Origin of the sequence: Streptomyces populi (genome assembly GCF_002911015.1) — a bacterium.
Taxonomy (GTDB): domain Bacteria; phylum Actinomycetota; class Actinomycetes; order Streptomycetales; family Streptomycetaceae; genus Streptomyces; species Streptomyces populi.
This window is the reverse complement of record NZ_KZ626846.1, coordinates 1-19,409: the sequence shown is the minus strand read 5'-3', so window position 1 is coordinate 19,409 and position 19,409 is coordinate 1. Positions and strand designations below refer to the sequence as shown.

Here is a 19,409-nt window from a genome sequence, read left to right as displayed (position 1 = left end):
GCGAGGCGGACCACCGGGTGACCCCTTCTACAGCCCGCCCGCGACCCGCAGGACCGCCCCCGTCGTGTACGAGGCGTCGTCCGACAGGAGCCAGGCCACCGCGCCGGAGATCTCCTCCGGCCGGCCCGCCCGGCCCATGGGGATGACGGCGGCCACCTTGGCCGGACGCTGCGGGTCCTCGTGGAAGTCGGTCCAGACCGTGCCCGGGGCGACACCGTTCACGCGGATGCCGACGGCCGCCACCTCCTTGGACAGGCCCACGGTCAGGGTGTCGACGGCCGCCTTCGCCGCCGCGTAGTGGACGTACTGTCCCGGGCTGCCGAGGGTCGCCGCGGCGGACGAGACGTTGACGATCGCGCCCCCGCCGGACGCGGTCATCTCCCGTACGGCACGGCGCGCGCAGAGCAGATAGCCGAGGACGTTGACCGCCAGGGCCTCCCGCATGCCGTCGGGGTCTGCGTCGGCCAGCGGTCCGTTGGGGCCACTGACGCCCGCGTTGTTCACCAGCCCGGTGACCGGACCGAGTTCGGCGGCCGCCGTGTCGAAGAGTCCGTCGACCGCGGCGGCGTCGGAGGTGTCCACGGCCACCGGCAGACCGCGCCGGCCCGCCTCCACGACGGCGCGCGCCACCTCCTCGGCCGACCCGCGGTCGGACCGGTAACCGATGACGACGTCATGGCCCTCCAGGGCCAGCCGCCCGCAGACGGCGGCGCCGATACCGCGGCTGCCGCCGGTCACCACCGTGACCTTCCGTCCGTTCCCCATGGCCGCCCCTCTCCGCACCGCGGACGATCAGTGTGCCGGAGAAAGGTCCCGCCCCTGTTCTCCCACGCCGCCGGACGCCCCACGCCTCCGGACGCCCCGGACGCCCCGGCCCACCGGCCCCCAGAAGCGCCGCAAGAGCATGACTCCCCATGGATCCCCATGGGGATCCATGGGGATCCATGGGTCCTCCGCGGCCGTCCCGGGACAAGAGCCGCCGGGACAACGGGATCTGACGGTCGGCACCTCGCACGGCCCATCCGGCGAAGCAGACGTGTCGCCGCCGATCGGGTCATGCGCGAAGCGCCGATCGAGGGGCCCGGTCTCCCGGCGGACACGACGAATGGGCAGGTCAGAGAGGTCGGACCGGCTTCGGCCGATCGTCGGGGCAACCGGCGGGCAGGGGCCTGGCCATGGGCCGGGCGAGCTTCCCGGGTGGTGCGCTTCGCACATCGGATTGACGGTTGATCATGTCGCACCGGGTTTTCGCCTGCTGACACGAGGTCAGCTACCTGGTTCTGACGGAAGGACTCCGACAATGCGATCTGCCCGCATGCTCCTGGCCGCCGCGACGGCCACCGCCGCTCTCGCGATCGGCGCTCCCGGCGCGTACGCCGCGGCGGCCGGCGACTGGGACCACAGCGATTCCTCTTCCTCCTCCTCTCCCTCGTCCTCCTCCTCTTCCTCCTCTTCCTCCTCCAAGGAGCACTCCGACTCCGGATACGGCAAGGAGCACACCGACTCCGGGTCCTCCAAGGAGCAGTCCGACTCGGGCTACGGCAAGGAGCACTCCGACTCCGGGTCCTCCAAGGAGCAGTCCGACTCCGGTTACGGCAAGGAGCACTCCGACTCCGGATACGGCAAGGAGCACGAGGACTCCGGATACGGCAAGGAGGAGCACGGCAAGCCCAGCGACAGCGGCCACGGCAAGCCCAGCTGGCACCACCAGAAGCCGGAAGGGGGCGTGCACACCGGCGGCGGCGCGCTGACGTCCGTCACGACGGACGACTCCGCCAAGGGCGACAAGAAGTACGACCCGGAGACCTACAAGGACAAGGACTCCTCCAGCTCCGACAGCGGCAGCGGTTCCTGGGGCTCCGGGACGGACAAGGGCTCGTGGGGCTCCGGCACGGACAAGGGCTCGTGGGACTCGAGCAGCAAGGGTTCGTGGGACTCGAGCAGCAAGGAATCCGAGGACAAGCCGCACGGCGGCGTCCACACCGGTGGCGGCGGTCTCGCCACGTCCTCCGGTGTCACGGCCGGCGGAATCGGGGTCCTGGGCCTCGCTGCGGCGGGCGTGTACATGCTGCGCCGTAGGAACACCGAGGGTGGTGCGTCCTGACCATGCCTGACGACATAGCGGTCCGGGCCGCCACCCCCTCACCCCGTGGCGGCCCGCCCGGTCCCTCCTCCTGTTGCCCCTGCCTGTTCCACCGCTGCCGCTCCTCCCGCCACCGCCGCTCGCACCACCCTTGCCGCCCCTCCTCTTATGCCACCCCTGCCTCTGCTGCCTCTGCTGCCGGTCCCGCCGCTCCCCACGCCCCCTCCCCCACCGCCCCCTCCGCTCCCTCCGCTCCCGACCGATCCGCTCCGCTGCCCCGACCCGATGAGGTGGTACCCGATGGCAGCCCGGTTGTCCTCTCCCGCCGAGACCTCGTACACGTCACCCAAGCGGACCTTCCGACGCCGTGCGACGTGGGTCGTGTGGTGCGCCGGCATCGCGGTCCTGCTGGCCACGAACGTGCTCCACCGCCAGGACGGGCCGTCCGGCCCCTCCCCCGCCTCCCGCGCCGCGGCGGCCCCCGCGCACTCGCACCCGCCCGTGTCCTCGGCCTCCGCCTCGGCCTCGAACGACCGCCCGGCCGGGAAGCACCTCCCGCGGGCCGAGCCCACCCGGCTGCTCATTCCGAAGATCGCGGTGAACGCGCCCTTCACCGAACTCGCCATCGACGACACGGGCAAGCTCCAGCCCCCTCCCGCGAACGACACGAATCTGGTCGGCTGGTACGCCAAGGGCGTCTCCCCCGGTGAGACGGGTACGGCGATCATCGCCGGGCACGTCGACACGAAGACCTCCGCCGCCGTGTTCGCCGGCCTCGCGGACCTGAAGAAGGGCGACACGTTCAGCGTCGAGCGGTCCGACGGCCGGACGGCGTCCTTCGTCGTCGACAGCGCGGAGACCTTCGCGAAGGACGCCTTCCCCGACGACCGGGTGTACGCCGACACCCCCGACGCCGAGGTGCGCCTCATCACCTGCGCCGGCACCTACAACCACACCGTCAAGGACTACACCGACAACCTGGTGGTCTTCGCCCATCTCGTCTGACCCGGCCGTCCGATCCGGCCGTCCGATCCGGCGGGCGTCCGGTCCGGAAGGAAGGGCCGCCCGCCCCGTCAGCTCCCGGCCACGAGTTCCCTGAGCGCGATGTTGAGTCCGAGGACGTCGACCCGGGGTTCGCCGATGAAGCCGAGGGTGCGTCCCTCGGTGTGCCCGTCGACCAGTTTCCGCACCCGGGCGACGGAGAGGTGGTTGCGTTCGGCGACCCGGGGGACCTGGAGTTCCGCGTACCGCGGGGAGATGTCCGGGTCGAGGCCGGAGCCGGAGGAGGTGACGGCGTCGGCGGGGACGTCCGAGGGCCTGACCGTGTGGCCGGGCACCGAGTTGTCCTCGACGACGGCGGCCTTGGCCTCCTCGACCTGCTGGACGAGGTCCTTGTTGTCGGCGGCGAGGTTGGTGGCGCCGGACAGGAGCAGCTCGTACCGGGTGTTGAGGGAGTTGGTGCCGAGCCCGTTCGCGGGGCGGCCCTGGAACCACTTGAGGTCCGGTTCGGGGGTCTCCTGGCCCTTCTTCGGCGGCAGGTCGTACGACTGCCCGATCAGGGACGAGCCGACGACCCTGCCGTCCGCCTTGACCTCGGAGCCGTTCGCCTTGTCGCCGAACAGCCCTTGCGCGATGCCGGTGACCGCCAGCGGGTAGAGGACACCGGTCACCAGGGTCAGCACGAGGAGGGCGCGCAGACCCGCCCCGAGCAGCCGGGCGGTGTTGGTCACGGAGTTGTTCATGGCAGTCAGCACGCTTTCGAGGAGTTACAGCCCGGGGACGAGGGAGATGAGCACATCGATGATCTTGATGCCGACGAACGGGGCGACCAGGCCGCCGAGACCGTAGATCCCGAGGTTGCGGCGGAGCATCCTGTCGGCGCTCATCGGGCGGTAACGCACCCCCTTCAGGGACAGCGGCACCAGCGCGACGATGATCAGGGCGTTGAAAATGACGGCGGAGAGGATCGCGGAGTCGGGCGAGGACAGGTGCATGATGTTGAGCTCGTCCAGGCCCGGGTAGACCGCGGCGAACAGCGCCGGGATGATCGCGAAGTACTTGGCGACGTCGTTGGCGATGGAGAACGTCGTCAACGCGCCCCGGGTGATCAGCAGTTGCTTGCCGATCTCGACGATCTCGATGAGTTTGGTGGGGTCGGAGTCCAGGTCCACCATGTTCCCGGCCTCCTTGGCGGCCGAGGTCCCGGTGTTCATGGCCACGCCGACGTCGGCCTGTGCCAGCGCGGGGGCGTCGTTGGTGCCGTCGCCGGTCATGGCGACGAGCTTGCCGCCCGCCTGTTCCCGTTTGATGAGCGCCATCTTGTCCTCGGGGGTGGCCTCGGCGAGGAAGTCGTCGACGCCCGCCTCCTCGGCGATCGCCTTCGCGGTCAGCGGGTTGTCACCCGTGATCATGACCGTCCTGATGCCCATGCGGCGCAGCTCGTCGAACCGCTCGCGCATGCCGTCCTTGACGACGTCCTTGAGGTGGATCACGCCGAGGACCCGGGCGCCGCGCTCGTCCTCGACGGCCACGAGCAGCGGGGTGCCGCCCGCCCCGGAGATCCGGTCCGCGAGGGCACCGGCGTCCGCGGAGACCGTGCCGCCCCGCTCCCCGACCCAGGCGACGACCGAGGCGGCCGCACCCTTGCGGACCTTGCGCCCGTCGACGTCGACACCCGACATGCGGGTCTGGGCGGTGAAGGCGATCCACTCGGCACCGCTCAGCTCGCCCCGGTGGCGCTCGCGCAGTCCGTACCGCTCCTTCGCCAGGACGACGACGGAGCGGCCCTCGGGGGTCTCGTCCGCGAGCGAGGAGAGCTGGGCGGCGTCGGCGACCTCGGCCTCGGTGGTGCCGCTCACCGGGACGAACTCGGCGGCCCGCCGGTTGCCGAGCGTGATGGTGCCGGTCTTGTCCAGCAGCAGCGTCGACACGTCTCCGGCGGCCTCGACCGCCCGGCCGGACATGGCCAGGACGTTGCGCTGCACGAGGCGGTCCATGCCGGCGATGCCGATCGCGGAGAGCAGCGCGCCGATGGTGGTCGGGATGAGGCAGACCAGCAGGGCCACCAGCACGACCATCGTCAGGTGCGTGCCCGCGTGGTCCGCGAGCGGCGGCAGCGTGGCGCAGGCCAGCAGGAAGACGATCGTCAGGGACGCGAGAAGGATGTTGAGCGCGATCTCGTTGGGGGTCTTCTGCCGGGCCGCGCCCTCGACCAGGTTGATCATCCGGTCGATGAAGGTCTCGCCGGGCCGGGTAGTGATCTTGATGACGACCCGGTCGGAGAGGACCTTCGTGCCGCCGGTGACGGCCGAGCGGTCACCGCCGGACTCCCGGATCACGGGGGCGGACTCTCCGGTGATGGCCGACTCGTCGACGGACGCGACGCCCTCGATGACGTCCCCGTCGCCGGGGATGATGTCGCCGGCCTCGCAGACGACCAGGTCACCGATCGTCAGCGCGGTGCCCGGGACCTGCTCCTCGGATCCGTCGTTCAGCATCCGGCGGGCGACGGTGTCGGTCTTGGCCTTGCGCAGGGTGTCGGCCTGCGCCTTGCCGCGGCCCTCGGCGACGGCCTCGGCCAGGTTGGCGAAGACGACGGTGAGCCACAGCCAGGCACTGATCGTCCAGCCGAACCAGTCGCCCGGGTGCCGGAAGGAGAAAACGGTGGTCAGGACCGAGCCGATCCACACCACGAACATCACCGGGGACTTGACCATCACCCGCGGGTCGAGCTTGCGGAACGCGTCCGGCAGGGACTTGACCAGCGCCTTGGGATCGAAGAGGCCCGCACCGACGCGGCCTTCGGTGGGCTTGTGCCCGGTCGGCGCGTCCTGGTGGGGCGCAAGGGTGGGAGTGGACGTGGACATGGAGTCCTCGTGTTTTTCCGTTCGGGTGGTCATGACGCCAGTCCCTCGGCGAGCGGGCCCAGGGCGAGGGCCGGGAAGTAGGTCAGGCCGGTGACGATCAGGATCGCGCCCACCAGCAGACCGGTGAACAGCGGTTTCTCGGTGCGCAGGGTGCCCGCGGTCGCCGGGACCGGCCGCTGCCCGGCGAGCGAGCCGGCCAGCGCCAGAACGAAGACCATCGGCAGGAAGCGGCCCAGCAGCATCGCGAGCCCGGTCGTCGTGTTGAACCAGTCGGTGTTCGCGTTCAGACCGGCGAAGGCCGAGCCGTTGTTGTTCGACGCCGAGGTGAAGGCGTACAGCACCTCGGAGAATCCGTGCGCGCCGGGATTGAGCATCGAGTGCGGCGGGGTCGGCAGCGCCACCGAGGCCGCCGTGAGGACCAGCACCAGGGCGGGGGTGATCAGGATGTAGCAGGCGGCGAGCTTCATCTCGCGGGTGCCGATCTTCCTGCCCAGGTACTCGGGGGTGCGGCCGACCATCAGACCGGCGATGAACACCGCGATGACCGCCATGATCAGCATGCCGTAGAGGCCGGATCCGGTGCCACCGGGCGCGATCTCGCCGAGCTGCATGCCGAGCAGGGTGATGCCGCCGCCTAGCCCGGTGAACGAGGAGTGGAAGGAGTCCACCGCGCCGGTCGAGGTCAGCGTCGTCGCCACGGCGAAGATCGACGAGCCGCCGACGCCGAAGCGGGTCTCCTTGCCCTCCATCGCCCCGCCCGCGGCCTGTAGCGCCGGGCCGTGGTGGGCGAACTCGGTCCACATCATCAGCGCGGTGAAGCCCAGCCAGATGGTGGCCATCGCGGCGAGGATCGCGTACCCCTGCCGCACCGAGCCGACCATCACGCCGAAGGTCCGGGTCAGGGAGAAGGGGACGAGGAGGATCAGGAAGATCTCGAAGAGGTTGGTGAACGGGGTCGGGTTCTCGAAGGGGTGGGCGCTGTTGGCGTTGAAGTAGCCGCCGCCGTTGGTGCCGAGCTCCTTGATCGCCTCCTGCGAGGCCACCGCCCCGCCGTTCCACTGCTGCGAGCCCCCCATGAACTGGCCGACCTCGTGGATGCCGGAGAAGTTCTGGATCACCCCGCAGGCCACCAGGATCACCGCGGCGACCGCGGCGACCGGCACCAGGATCCGTAGCGTGCCGCGCACCAGGTCGGCCCAGAAGTTGCCGAGATCACCGGTGCGTGAGCGCGCGAAGCCGCGGACGAGAGCGACGGCCACCGCCATGCCGACGGCCGCCGAGACGAAGTTCTGCACGGCCAGACCGGCGGTCTGCACGACGTGCCCCATGGTCTGCTCGCCGTAGTACGACTGCCAGTTCGTGTTCGTCACGAACGACACGGCCGTGTTGAACGACTGCGCCGGATCGACCGGGTCGAAGCCGAGTGAGCCGGGCAGGATGCCCTGGAGCCGCTGGAGCAGGTAGAGGAACAGCACGCTGACCGCGGAGAAGGCCAGGACGCCGCGGAGATACGCAGGCCAGCGCATCTGCGCGTCGGGATCGGCGCCGATGCCCTTGTAGATCCACTTCTCCACCCGCAGGTGCTTCTCGGAGGAGTAGACCCGGGCCATGTACGTGCCGAAAGGGATGTGGACGAGCGCCAGCGCGCCTATCAGGGCGACGAGCTGGAGCAAGCCCGCGAGTACGGAACTCATGTCTGATCTCAGAACCTCTCCGGGAAGATCAGGGCGAGGACGAGATAGCCCAGCAGGGCGACGGCCACGACCAGGCCGACGCCCATCTCGAAATCGAATGCGGCCTCGGCGGTCACAGCTTCGTCACCCCCTTGGCGACGAGAGCCACCAGCGCGAACACCGCGATCGTGGTGACGACGAAGGCCACGTCGGCCATCGTGAGCTCCTAGGGGAGGTTCGGTTTCGGACTGACAGTCCGAGCAGAACCCCTCGCACGCCGGACGCGGCCGCCGTTGACGCCTCCCATACGGCGCACGGCACGCCCTTGACGCATCCCATACAGGGCGGAGCCGTCCTTGTCGCGCCGTTGACGCCGGGCCCGTCGAAGACCGCGGCGCCCGCCGCACCCGGAGGCGGCGAGATCTGCCGGTCCGTGAGCCGGCCGGCACCTGAACGGGCGACGAACCCCTCCTCGCCCGGTGCTCTCGTGATGCGCGACCAGCAGGTCTTAACGCAAGCTTGACGCCTGAGGCCCCTGGACGCTCGGGCCCGTGCATCACTCTCTGCATACGCTGATGGGCGCCGTCTCCTCGATGGCCGGAACCGTTCGAAGAGACGCATGTCAGGAGAGTCACCGATGGCCAGCACCGAGCCCGCCCCGCCGAGCCGCTTGCGGGCGTGGATGCTGGAAGGCCTGTCCGACATCAGCAAGAGCAAGGGCCGCCGGCTGCCGCAGCCGGCCGCCGAACCCACGCCCGTCCACAAGGGACAACGCTGGTGGCGCGTCATGTGCCTGACCGGCGTCGACTACTTCTCCACCCTCGGCTACCAGCCCGGTATCGCCGCCCTCGCGGCCGGACTGCTGTCCCCCGTGGCGACCATCGTGCTCGTCGTCGTCACCCTGGCCGGCGCACTGCCCGTCTACCGCCGGGTCTCGGAGGAGAGCCCGCACGGCGAGGGATCCATCGCGATGCTGGAACGCCTGCTCTCCTTCTGGAAGGGCAAGCTGTTCGTCCTCACCCTGCTCGGCTTCGCCGCCACCGACTTCCTGATCACCATCACCCTCTCGGCGGCCGACGCCTCCACCCACCTGGTGGAGAACCCCCATCTGAACAGCGTCCTGCACGACAAACAGATGATGATCACTCTGTTCCTGGTGGCCCTGCTGGGAGCGGTCTTCCTCAAGGGCTTCCTGGAGGCGATCGGCGTCGCGGTGGTCCTGGTGGGCATCTACCTCGGGCTCAACGTCGTCGTCGCCGTCGCGGGCCTCTGGGAGGTCGCCACCCACGAGCACCTCGTCACCGACTGGTCCACCGCGCTGACCGCCGAACACGGCAACGCCCTCGCCATGATCGGCGTGTCCCTGCTCGTCTTCCCGAAACTCGCGCTCGGCCTGTCCGGCTTCGAGACCGGGGTCGCGGTCATGCCGCACGTGGAGGGCGACCCGGCCGACACCGAGGAGAAGCCCGCCGGACGGATCCGCGGTGCCAAGAAGCTGCTGACCACCTCCGCCGTGATCATGAGCGTCTTCCTGATCATCACCAGCTTCATCACCACCGTGCTGATCCCGGAGAAGGAGTTCCAGCCGGGCGGCCAGGCCAACGGCCGCGCCCTCGCCTACCTCGCCCACGAATACCTCGGCAACGCCTTCGGCACGGTCTACGACATCTCCACGATCTGCATCCTGTGGTTCGCCGGCGCCTCCGCCATGGCCGGACTGCTCAACCTCATGCCGCGCTACCTCCCGCGCTACGGCATGGCCCCGCACTGGGCCCGCGCCGTCCGCCCCATGGTGATCGTCTTCATCCTGATCGCGTTCCTGGTCACCTGGATCTTCGACGCCGACGTCGACAAGCAGGGCGGCGCGTACGCCACCGGTGTCCTCGTCCTGATCAGCTCCGCCGCCATCGCCGTCACCATCGCCGCCCGCAAGGCCCGCCAGAAGCACTGGACCGTCCTCTTCGCGGTCATCTCGGCGGTCTTCCTCTACACGACCGTCGTCAACATCATCGAGCGTCCCGACGGTGTGAAGATCGGTGCCTGCTTCATCGCCGGCATCATGCTCGTCTCCTTCCTCTCCCGGCTCGCCCGCGCCTTCGAGCTGCGCGTGACCAGCATGAGCATGGACGACATGGCCGAGCGGTTCGTCCGGGACATCGCGAGCCGGCGGATCCGCTTCATCGCCAACGAGCCCGACAAGCGCGACATCACCGAGTACCGCGAGAAGATCGAGCAGATCCGCGCCGACCACGACCTCCCCGCCCAGGAGGACTTCGTCTTCCTGGAGGTCACCGTGGGCGACCCCTCGGAGTTCGAGTCGGTCATGAACGTACGCGGCGAGGTGCTCCACGGCCGCTACCGCGTCCTCACCCTGGAGTCCGCCTCCATCCCCAACGCCCTCGCCGCCCTGCTGCTCCACGTCCGCGACACCACCGGCGGCATCCCGCACATCTACTTCGAGTGGACCGAGGGCAGCCCCTTCACCAACTTCCTGCGCTTCTTCCTCTTCGGCCAGGGCGAGGTCGCCCCCGTCACCAGGGAAGTCCTGCGCGAGGCCGAACCCGACCGCGCGCGACGGCCGCGGGTGCACGTCGGCTGACACCTCCGGGGGCACGTCGGCTGACACCTCCGGGGCGCGGTGGGAACCGATACGGCACGGTGAGAAGCCGGTGCACGTGCCCGGGCCTTTCCGGCACGTCCGACACTCCGGAAAGAAGTGAGAGGCCGGTAAGAAGGCCCGTCACGGACCCGCTCACCAGGCCGCACCCCACCGACCGCTTGGCAGACTGGTCGAGTGCCCCAGAACGTACTGCTCGCCGAGGACGACCGCGCCATCCGCCACGCCCTGGAAAGGGCACTGACACTGGAGGGCTACCGGGTGACGGCCGTGGCCGACGGGGTGGAGGCGCTGGCCCAGGCCCACCGCACCCCGCCGGACGTCCTCGTCCTCGACGTCATGATGCCCGGCATCGACGGCCTCCAGGTGTGCCGCGTGCTGCGCGCCGAGGGCGACCGCACCCCGATCCTGATGCTCACCGCCCTCGTCGAGACCGCCGACCGCATCGCCGGCCTCGACGCGGGCGCCGACGACTACGTCGTCAAACCGTTCGACGTCGAGGAGGTCTTCGCCCGGCTGCGCGCCCTGCTGCGCCGCACCGGCAACGGCGCCTTCGACGAGGACGCCCCGGCGCCCGCGCCCCGGGAACCGCGGACGTCCGGCGCGCAGGTCTCCGCGGCCGGGCTGCGCATGGACATCCAGGCCCGCCGGGCCTGGCGCGGGCAGCGCGAGCTGGAGCTGACCCGGACCGAGTTCGAGCTGCTCGAACTGCTCGTCCGCAACGCGGGCATCGTCCTCGACCACTCCACCATCTACGACCGGATCTGGGGCTACGACTTCGGCCCCGGCTCCAAGAACCTCGCCGTGTACGTGGGCTATCTGCGGCGCAAGCTCGACGAGCCCGGCGCTCCGGCGCTGATCCACACCGTGCGGGGCGTGGGGTACGTCCTGAGGGAGGACTGAGTGCGACGACGGCTGCGGCAGGTGTCCTCCCTGCGGGCCACCTTCACCGTGTCCTTCGCGGCCGTCGCCGCCGCCGTCACGGTCCTGGTCGGGTTCCTGAGCTACGACGCCGCCGCGCGACTGGTGCGGGTCGACCAGCAGACCGTCTTCGCCGAGGTGGTGCAGGACCTGCGCGACCAGGTGCGTGAGCACCCGCTGGAGCCGGGCGACTTCGTCTCCTCCGACCCGGACCACGCCGGGCCCCTGGACGACATCATCCGGCCCAGCCGTACCGACGTGCAGGTGCTCGGGGCGGGCGGCGCGATCGTCGACCGGGGCGTTCCGCCCCTGCCCGTGGACGGCCGCGACCGGACGGTCGCCGGCCACGCCGCGGCGGGCGTTCTGGTGCAGCACAAGGACGTCGACGTCGCCGGGGACCGCTACCGCCTGACCACCGTGTCGCTCGGCGGCGGACGGGGCGCCGTGCAGGTCGCCCAGCAGTTCAGCGACACGGAGGATCTGCTCCGGGAGCTCCAGCAGCGGACGGTCCTGCTCGTCGGGGCCGTCGTGATCGCCGCGGGGCTGTTCGGCTGGTGGCTGGCCCGGCGCATCACCCGGCGCCTGGTGCGGCTCGCCGGGGCCGCCGAGGACGTGGCGCGCACCGGTCGTCTCGGCATCCAGGTGCCGGTCACCGGTCATGACGAGGTGGCCCGGCTCGGCCGGTCCTTCGACCGGATGCTCGGCCGGCTCGCCCAGTCCGAGGAGGACCAGCGGCGCCTGGTCCAGGACGCGGGGCACGAACTCCGTACGCCGCTGACCTCGCTGCGCACGAACATCTCGATGCTCCGCCGGATCGACGAGCTGCCGCCCGACGCGCGTGAGGAACTCGTCGCCGATCTGGCGCTGGAGTCCCGGGAGCTGACCGACCTGGTCAACGAACTCGTCGCCCTCGCGGCCGGCCAGTCGGACACCGAGCCCGTACGGCGGCTGGACCTCGCCGAACTCGCCGAGGACGTCGCGATCGTCTCCCGCCGCCGCACCGGGCGGGACATCACCGTCCGGGCCGCCGGCGACACCGCGGTCGACGGCCGCCCGACCGCCCTCCAGCGCGCGGTCTCCAACCTCGTGGAGAACGCCGCCAAGTTCGACCGGGGCGGGACGGCGCCGATCGAGGTCGTGGTGACGGGGCCCGTACGGCAGGCCGACGCCGCCGATCCTTCTTCCGGTCCCGCCGATGCCCCCGCGGGCTCCACGAGCCACACCGGCTTCCCCGGCACCGCGGCTCCCGCCGGCTTCGGGGGCCGTCGCGGGCCGGTCCGTGTCGAGGTGCTCGACCGGGGTCCCGGTATCGGTGACGACGACCTCGTGCGTGTCTTCGACCGCTTCTACCGAGCCGCCGACGCCCGCAGCCTCCCCGGCTCGGGCCTCGGCCTGTCCATCGTCCGCGAGGTCTCCGCAGCCCATGGAGGCACCCCGTTCGCCCATCCCCGGAAGGGCGGTGGCACGGTGATCGGCTTCACGGTGGAGGACACGCGTCCGATCGGCTGAGGTGCCTGCGGGCCGGTCCGGTGGGTGGGTCGGGGCCGTGCCGGTGCATCAGCCCGTCGCCGTCGGACAGGGATGTGGGCGTCGGTGGCGACGGGCATCGATGTACCGGCACGGCCCCTCACGCCGGATCCCGGGTGCGGGCACACTCCGGGAAGGTTCCAGCGGGAAGGTTTCGGCCCCTCCGGCGTCTGAGGAGCGGGGTCCGGGGCGGAGCCCCCGGGGGCGCTGGGGGTCCCCCTGGTCTGGGGGTCCCTCCCGGCCGAAGGCTGGGGGAGAAGCCGAGACCTTGGGGGAGGGTAGGGGCGGAGGGGGCGAAAAACTCGCTACGCCCGCAGCGCCGCGAGCTGCTCCTCGAACGGGACCACGTGGAAACCGTCCGCGCGGCCGGGCGCGGGCTGGGCGGGGACGACCGCCTCGGACCCGGCCGAGGCCGAGGAGGGCATCGGGGCCGGGGCCGGTGTACCGGCCGGCATCAGCGCGGCCAGTTCACCCGCGGCCCGCTCGATCCGCTCCGCGAGCCCCTCGGCCCCCCAGTCCTCCGACGCCGCGTACACGCCGGTCGGCACGACCACCGCCCGCAGGTACGCGAACAGCGGACGCAGCGCGTGTTCGAGGACCAGCGAGTGCCGCCCGGTCCCCCCGGTCGCCGCGATCAGCACGGGCCTGCCCGCCAGCGCGTCCTTGTCGAGCACGTCGAAGAACGACTTGAACAGACCGCTGTAGGACGCGGAGAAGACGGGCGTGACGACGATCAGACCGTCCGCGGAGGTCACGTCGTCGATCGCGGCGGACAGGGCGCGGCCGGGGAAGCCGTTGGTGAAGTTGTGCGCGATCTCGACCGCGAGGTCGCGCAGTTCGACGACCCTGAGGTCCACCTCACCGGACACCCGGCCGGCGGTCGCGGCCGCCAGCCGGTCGCCCAGCAGCCGCGTGGACGACGGGACGCTCAGCCCCGCCGAGACGACGACGAGCTTCATGCGCGGCTCACCTCTTCCTTCTCCTCGGCCGCGGCCACCCGGGCCGCGTGGGTCGGCGCGTCCGGCACGTCGGCCGGACGGTTCTTGGCGAACTCCTCGCGCAGCACCGGCACGACCTGTTCGCCCAGCAGGTCGAGCTGCTCCAGGACCGTCTTGAGCGGCAGCCCGGCGTGGTCCATCAGGAAGAGCTGGCGCTGGTAGTCACCGGCGTACTCGCGGAAGGACAGCGTCTTCTCGATGACCTGCTGCGGAGAGCCGACGGTGAGCGGGGTCTGCTCGGTGAAGTCCTCCAGGGAGGGACCGTGGCCGTAGACGGGAGCGTTGTCGAAGTACGGACGGAACTCCCGTACGGCGTCCTGGGAGTTGGGCCGCATGAACACCTGGCCGCCGAGGCCGACGATGGCCTGCTCGGCGGTGCCGTGCCCGTAGTGCGCGTACCGCTCGCGGTAGAGCTCGACCATCCGCTTGGTGTGGTCGGCGGGCCAGAAGATGTTGTTGTGGAAGAAGCCGTCGCCGTAGTACGCGGCCTGCTCGGCGATCTCGGGCGAGCGGATGGAGCCGTGCCAGACGAACGGCGCGACGCCGTCCAGCGGGCGCGGGGTCGACGTGAACGACTGGAGCGGCGTACGGAACTTGCCCTCCCACGTCACCACGTCCTCGCGCCACAGGCGGTGCAGCAGCGCGTAGTTCTCGACGGCGAGGTTGATGCCCTGCCGGATGTCCTGCCCGAACCAGGGGTAGACCGGTCCCGTGTTGCCGCGGCCCATCATCAGGTCGACCCGGCCGTCCGCGAGGTGCTGGAGCATCGCGTAGTCCTCGGCGATCTTCACCGGGTCGTTGGTGGTGATGAGGGTGGTGGAGGTGGAGAGGATCAGCTTCTCCGTCCTCGCCGCTATGTAGCCGAGCATCGTGGTCGGGGACGACGGCACGAACGGCGGGTTGTGGTGCTCTCCGGTCGCGAAGACGTCGAGGCCGACCTCCTCGGCCTTCAGCGCGATGGCGACCATGGCCTTGATGCGCTCGCGCTCGGTCGGCTCCCGGCCCGTGGTGGGGTCCGGTGTCACATCACCGACGCTGAAGATCCCGAACTGCATGGTCGCTCACCCTCCAAGTTGTTGATGCTTCAACTATACCCGTGAACCACCACCCCGCCCCGGCTATTCCGCGACTGTCGGTGCCCCGCCCTACGATCCCGACATGGCCGCCCCACGCCGTGACACCCGAGGCATCGTCGACGCCGCGGAGCTCTTCGCGCGCGTCCGCTTCCGCCGCCACGAGCCCGCCGAGCCGCTGCGCCCCTACCTGGAGCACTACTGGCTGATCGACTGGGACCTCACCCAGCCCTACGCCTCGCACGTGGTCCCGCACCCGTCGGTCAACGTCGTCTTCCAGCGGTACGCGGGACAGGACCCCTTCGGCGAGGTCGCCGGCATCGGACTCGGCCTGTTCACCCAGAAACTGGAGGGCCGGGGAAGGGTGTGCGGGATCCAGTTCCGCCCTGGCGGCTTCCGCCCCTTCGCCCCCGGCCGCCCCCTGTCGGCCCTCACCGGGAAGCGACTCCCCCTCCCCGAGGTCTTCCCGGACTCCGCGAGCGCCGTCGCGGCCGTCCTCGACCCGGACGACGAGCGGGCCCGGGTGGCCGCCCTCGACGCCTTCCTCCTGGACCTCGATCCGCACCCGGACCCGGCGGCCGCCCTGGCGACGGCCCTGGTGGACCGCATCCGCGCCGACCGCGCGATCCGAAACGTCGGCACGCTCGCCGAGGCCGAGGGCATGACGGTCCGCGCCCTGCAACGCCTGTTCTCCGCGTACGTCGGCGTCGGCCCGAAGTGGATCATCCTGCGCTACCGCATCCACGAGGCCCTCGAACGGGCCGAGGGGTCCGAGCCGGTGAACTGGGCCGCCCTGGCCGCCGACCTCGGCTACGCCGACCAGGCCCACCTGGTCCGGGACTTCACCGCGACGGTCGGAGTCCCCCCGACGTCGTACGCGGCCGGCCACGGGCCCGCCTGACCTCCGCCCGCGCCGCCCCCGCACCACACCCCGCACGGGCACTCCGCTCTCCCGACCGCGCGATATCCCGCTTGACCTCACCCCACCCCATGCCCGACATTTATCTGCGTGACACAGATACTGCATGACGCACGCGAAACCGGAAGCCATCCTCCCGCCCGCGTCCGCTGGGCGATCCTCGGCGTCGTCCTCGCCGCCGACGTCCTGGACCTCCTCGACAGCACCATCACCAACATCGCCGCCCCGACCATCACCCACGACCTCGGCGGCGGCACCGTCCTCATCCAGTGGCTCGGCGCGTCCTACGCCCTCGCCCTCGGCGTCCTGCTCGTCCTCGGCGGGCGGCTCGGCGACAAGTACGGCCGCCGCCGGCTCTTCCTGACCGGCCTCGCGGGCTTCACCGCCGCCTCGGCCGCCTGCGGCCTCGCGCCCACCCCGGGCACCCTCGTCGCCGCCCGCCTGGTCCAGGGCGCGTTCGGCGCGCTCGTCATCCCGCAGGGCTTCGGCATCCTCGGCGCGACCTGGCCCCGGGACCAGATCGGCAAGGCCTACAGCCTGTTCGGACCGGTGATGGGCCTGTCCGCCGTCGGCGGCCCGGTCCTCGCCGGGTTCATCGTCGACGCCGACCTCGCCGGCCTCGGCTGGCGCCCGATGTTCCTCATCAACATCGTTCTCGGCGGCGCCGCGCTCCTCGCCGCCGCCCGGCTGCTCCCCCGTGACACCGGCGACCGCGCGACCACCGTCGACGCCCCCGGTTCCGTCCTCCTCGGCGCCACCATGCTCACCCTGCTCACCGGCCTCATCGAGGGCTCGGCCCACGGCTGGGACGCGCCCCCCGTCCTGCTCCTGCTCGCCGGCCTCGCCCTCTTCGCCGGGTTCTGCCACCGCCAGCGCACCGCGCCCAGCCCCCTGATCAAGCCCTCCCTCCTCCACAACCGCGGCTTCACCTCGGGACTGGTCATCGGCGTCGTCTTCTTCGCCGCGGTCGCCGGCCTCCTCTACGTCGTCTCCCTCTTCCTCCAGCAGGGCCTCGGCCGCTCCCCCGCGGCCGCCGCGCTCGCCCTGACACCCCTGTCCGCGGGCATCGTCATCGCCTCGATCGCCTGCTACCGCCTGATCGGCCGCCTGGGCCGCCGTCTCGTCCTCATCGGTTTCCTGGTCACCCTCGCCGGAACGGCCCACCTCATCGCCCTGGTCGCCACCTCCGGCACGGACACCGGCGGCTGGGCCCTGGTCCCGCCGCTGCTCGTCATCGGCCTCGGCATGGGCGCCTGCTTCGGCTCGCTCTACGACGTCACCATCGGCGACATCGCCCCCGAGGAGGCCGGCAGCGCGGGCGGCTCGCTCGGCGCCGTCCAGCAGCTCGCCAACGCGATCGGAGCCGCCGCCGTCACCACCGTCTACTTCCGGACCGGCGGCGGGGCCCACGCCACCACCGTGAGCCTCACCGTCGTCGCCGCCGTCGCCCTCCTGTGCTGCCCCCTCGTACGCCTGCTCCCGCTCAAGGCACCGGAGCAGCACCACTAGGGGTTCCAACCGGGCCGCCGGCTAGGGCACGAGGACCAGCCGGCCCCGCAGTCCGCCCTCCGCGAGCCGCGCGTGCACCTTGACGGCCTCGTCGAGCGCGTACGTCCCGGCGACCCGGGTGGTCAACGCCCCCTCGTCGACGAGCGCCACGAGCTCCGCGAGCCGGGCGCCGTCGGCGGCGACCTCCACCGCGCCGGTCCGCACCCCGCGCACGGACGCCGGCTGGGCTCCCGGGATGACGCCCAGGAAGGCGCCCCCGTCCCGCACCCGCTCCAGGGCGACCTCGCCCAGGAGCGCCGCGTCCAGCACCGCGTCCACGCTCCCCGGGGCCACCGCCTCCGGCTCCGACACGAACCGGTCCGCCCCCAGGGACCGCACGAACTCCTCGTCGCCCTCACGGGCCAGCGCGGTCACGCTCACCCCGAGCCGGGCGGCGAGCTGCACGGCGTACCCGCCGACCGCCCCCGCGGCCCCCGTGACCAGCAGACTCGCGCCCGGCTCCAGGCGCAGCCCGTCCAGGGCCTGGGCCGCGGTCAGCGCGTTGAGCGGCAGGCTCGCCGCGTGCGCCGCGTCGACCGAGCGGGGCGCCACGGCCACCGCGTCGGCGTCGACCACCACGTGATCGGCGTGCGTACCGAGGGACTTGGCGGTCCCGTACGCCAGCGCCACCACCTCGTCACCGACGTTCCACCCCGACGCGACCCCCACCGCATCCACGACACCTGCCACGTCCCAACCGAGCCCCAGCCGCTTCCCCGCACCCCCGAAGACACCGGCGCGCACCCCGGCGTCCACGGGATTGACCCCCGCGGCCGCCACCTTGATCCGCACCTGCCGGGCCCCCGGCTCCGGCAGGGCGACCTCGACGATCTCGACGGATTCCGGACCACCGAACGACGTCACAACCGCTGCACGCATCCCAGCTCACCCCATCTGTAGGCCATCCGCGGGTCTCTCACCCGCCACAACAACCCTAGGAAGAGTTACTATCCATTGGTAAGTAGGCACCTGAAGGTGCGTACGTCACCCGGAGGTGAGTCATGGCGACCACGACGGCGGCCCAACGGCGTCAGCAGGCCCGCATCGAGTACGACGCCTTCATCAAGAGCTGCCCCACCAACCAGCTCCTGGACCGCATCAGCGACAAGTGGGTCAGCCTGATCGTGAGCGCGCTCGCCGACGCGGGCGGACCGATGCGCTACAGCGACCTCGGCCGCAAGATCGCCGGAGTCAGCCCCAAGATGCTGACGCAGACCCTGCGTTCACTGGAGCGCGACGGCATCCTCTCCCGCACGGTCACCCCGTCCGTACCGGTCCGCGTCGACTACGAACTCACGCCCCTGGGCACCAACCTGAGCTGCCTGCTCACCGCCGTCAAGGACTGGGCGGAGCACCACATCGAGGAGGTCGTGGAGGCCCGCGAGCGCTACGACGCCTCGTCCGAGGCCTCCTGAAAGTCCCCGGACCGCAGCCGGGCGACCTGCTCGGCACTGAAGTCGACCGTACGGCGCATGTGCCCGATGATCAGGGCGACCTCGGCGTCGTCGAGCCCGTCGAACAGGCCGTACCAGCCGGCGCCAAGACGCTCCCACATCCGCCCGAACTCGGCGATCTTCTCGGGCACGACCGCCACCAGCACCCGCCGCCGGTCGACCACATCGCGTTCCCGCACCACGTAACCGGCCTTCTCCAGCCGGTCCACCAACCGCGTGGCCGACCCGGTCGTCAGCCCCGTCATCTCGGCGATCCGCCCGGTGGTCACGGGCCCGTCCTCCAGGCTGAGCAGGTTCACGCACTGCACGTCCGTCGGATGCAGTCCGACGTGGTCGGCGAGGGCCTGGTTGAACAGCGCGTACGAGGCCATGTACCGCCGCGACACGTCCGCCAGCTCCTCCAGCAGCCGCTTCCGAGAATCCCCAGCCATACGACCCCTTTCCACCAGCCGAAATCGTACGCCGCCGCCCCTCCCCCACCAGGATCCAGCACCCGCCCCCACACAAGCTTCTTTCGCCCCTACCCGACCCGTACCGGGGGCGCCGCCCCCGGCCCCCGCTCCTCAAACGCCGGAGGGGCTGAGAACCACGCCGATGAGGGGCTGCGCCCGAACCACGACGCACCCGCAGCCGGGTACGCACGCGAGGGGCCGTGCCGGTACATCGATGCCCGTCGCCACCGACGCCCACATCTTTGTCCAACGGCGACGGGCTGATGCACCGGCACGGC

17 protein-coding genes are annotated in these 19,409 nt (G+C 71.3%); 8 read left to right on the top strand and 9 right to left on the bottom strand.

Going from position 1 to position 19,409, the window contains the following annotated elements; genetic code table 11:
• Nucleotides 1-27: 27 nt before the first annotated feature.
• Nucleotides 28-765, bottom strand: coding sequence for an SDR family NAD(P)-dependent oxidoreductase (locus CW362_RS05695; protein WP_103548254.1), 738 nt, complete (start codon nucleotides 763-765; stop codon nucleotides 28-30).
• Between the two features lie 535 nt (nucleotides 766-1,300).
• Here CW362_RS05695 and CW362_RS05690 point away from each other — a divergent pair.
• The gene (locus tag CW362_RS05690; RefSeq protein ID WP_240657667.1) at nucleotides 1,301-2,104 is read left to right on the top strand and encodes a hypothetical protein; all 804 of its coding nucleotides are present in this window, start codon (nucleotides 1,301-1,303) and stop codon (nucleotides 2,102-2,104) included.
• A 279-nt stretch (nucleotides 2,105-2,383) separates the two neighbouring features.
• Entirely contained in the window at nucleotides 2,384-3,088 is a 705-nt protein-coding gene (locus tag CW362_RS05685) for a class F sortase (protein WP_103548252.1), read from the top strand.
• Between the two features lie 68 nt (nucleotides 3,089-3,156).
• Here the strand turns inward: CW362_RS05685 and CW362_RS05680 are convergent, their stop codons facing one another.
• From CW362_RS05680 to kdpF, 4 genes are read right to left on the bottom strand one after another with little or no spacing between them, the layout of a single operon-like run.
• The gene (locus tag CW362_RS05680; RefSeq protein WP_206300877.1) at nucleotides 3,157-3,825 is read right to left on the bottom strand and encodes a potassium-transporting ATPase subunit C; all 669 of its coding nucleotides are present in this window, start codon (nucleotides 3,823-3,825) and stop codon (nucleotides 3,157-3,159) included.
• Between the two features lie 24 nt (nucleotides 3,826-3,849).
• Nucleotides 3,850-5,949, bottom strand: a complete 2,100-nt coding sequence (kdpB, locus tag CW362_RS05675; RefSeq protein ID WP_103548250.1) for a potassium-transporting ATPase subunit KdpB — start codon at nucleotides 5,947-5,949, stop codon at nucleotides 3,850-3,852.
• A gap of 29 nt (nucleotides 5,950-5,978) precedes the next feature.
• Nucleotides 5,979-7,643 carry a potassium-transporting ATPase subunit KdpA gene (gene kdpA, locus CW362_RS05670; RefSeq protein WP_103548249.1) on the bottom strand — a complete coding sequence of 555 codons (1,665 nt, stop codon included), beginning with the start codon at nucleotides 7,641-7,643 and terminating at the stop codon, nucleotides 5,979-5,981.
• Nucleotides 7,644-7,651: 8 nt separating this feature from the next.
• Nucleotides 7,652-7,729: a K(+)-transporting ATPase subunit F gene (gene kdpF, locus CW362_RS05665; protein WP_103548383.1), complete on the bottom strand. Its 78-nt coding sequence runs from the start codon at nucleotides 7,727-7,729 to the stop codon at nucleotides 7,652-7,654.
• Nucleotides 7,730-8,259: 530 nt separating this feature from the next.
• On the opposite strand from kdpF, the gene CW362_RS05660 reads away from it, so the two are divergent.
• From CW362_RS05660 to CW362_RS05650, 3 genes are all read left to right on the top strand, one after another.
• Nucleotides 8,260-10,221 carry an APC family permease gene (locus CW362_RS05660; protein WP_103548248.1) on the top strand — a complete coding sequence of 654 codons (1,962 nt, stop codon included), beginning with the start codon at nucleotides 8,260-8,262 and terminating at the stop codon, nucleotides 10,219-10,221.
• A gap of 195 nt (nucleotides 10,222-10,416) precedes the next feature.
• A complete protein-coding gene (locus CW362_RS05655; protein WP_103548247.1) occupies nucleotides 10,417-11,142 on the top strand; it encodes a response regulator transcription factor in 726 nt (241 codons plus the stop codon).
• Nucleotides 11,143-12,669, top strand: coding sequence for a sensor histidine kinase (locus CW362_RS05650; RefSeq protein WP_240657665.1), 1,527 nt, complete (start codon nucleotides 11,143-11,145; stop codon nucleotides 12,667-12,669).
• Between the two features lie 323 nt (nucleotides 12,670-12,992).
• Here CW362_RS05650 and CW362_RS05645 read toward each other — a convergent pair whose 3' ends face one another.
• Together CW362_RS05645 and CW362_RS05640 are read right to left on the bottom strand one after the other, a co-directional pair.
• Nucleotides 12,993-13,646, bottom strand: a complete 654-nt coding sequence (locus tag CW362_RS05645) for an FMN reductase (protein ID WP_103548246.1) — start codon at nucleotides 13,644-13,646, stop codon at nucleotides 12,993-12,995.
• A complete protein-coding gene (locus CW362_RS05640; protein ID WP_103548245.1) occupies nucleotides 13,643-14,740 on the bottom strand; it encodes an LLM class flavin-dependent oxidoreductase in 1,098 nt (365 codons plus the stop codon). The genes CW362_RS05645 and CW362_RS05640 overlap by 4 nt, the downstream gene beginning before the upstream one ends.
• Before the next feature lie 103 nt (nucleotides 14,741-14,843).
• Here CW362_RS05640 and CW362_RS05635 point away from each other — a divergent pair, with 103 nt between their 5' ends.
• Nucleotides 14,844-15,659, top strand: coding sequence for a helix-turn-helix domain-containing protein (locus tag CW362_RS05635; protein WP_103548244.1), 816 nt, complete (start codon nucleotides 14,844-14,846; stop codon nucleotides 15,657-15,659).
• A gap of 108 nt (nucleotides 15,660-15,767) precedes the next feature.
• A complete protein-coding gene (locus tag CW362_RS05630) occupies nucleotides 15,768-17,186 on the top strand; it encodes an MFS transporter (protein WP_103548243.1) in 1,419 nt (472 codons plus the stop codon).
• A 21-nt stretch (nucleotides 17,187-17,207) separates the two neighbouring features.
• Here the strand turns inward: CW362_RS05630 and CW362_RS05625 are convergent, their stop codons facing one another.
• Nucleotides 17,208-18,104: an NADP-dependent oxidoreductase gene (locus CW362_RS05625; RefSeq protein WP_103548242.1), complete on the bottom strand. Its 897-nt coding sequence runs from the start codon at nucleotides 18,102-18,104 to the stop codon at nucleotides 17,208-17,210.
• 122 nt (nucleotides 18,105-18,226) lie between these two features.
• On the opposite strand from CW362_RS05625, the gene CW362_RS05620 reads away from it, so the two are divergent.
• The gene (locus tag CW362_RS05620; RefSeq protein WP_103548241.1) at nucleotides 18,227-18,640 is read left to right on the top strand and encodes a winged helix-turn-helix transcriptional regulator; all 414 of its coding nucleotides are present in this window, start codon (nucleotides 18,227-18,229) and stop codon (nucleotides 18,638-18,640) included.
• Here CW362_RS05620 and CW362_RS05615 read toward each other — a convergent pair.
• On the bottom strand, nucleotides 18,613-19,110 hold the full coding sequence (locus tag CW362_RS05615) for a MarR family winged helix-turn-helix transcriptional regulator (protein WP_103548240.1): 498 nt from the start codon (nucleotides 19,108-19,110) through the stop codon (nucleotides 18,613-18,615). The two genes, CW362_RS05620 and CW362_RS05615, sit on opposite strands and share 28 nt — an antisense overlap.
• Nucleotides 19,111-19,409 lie beyond the last annotated feature (299 nt).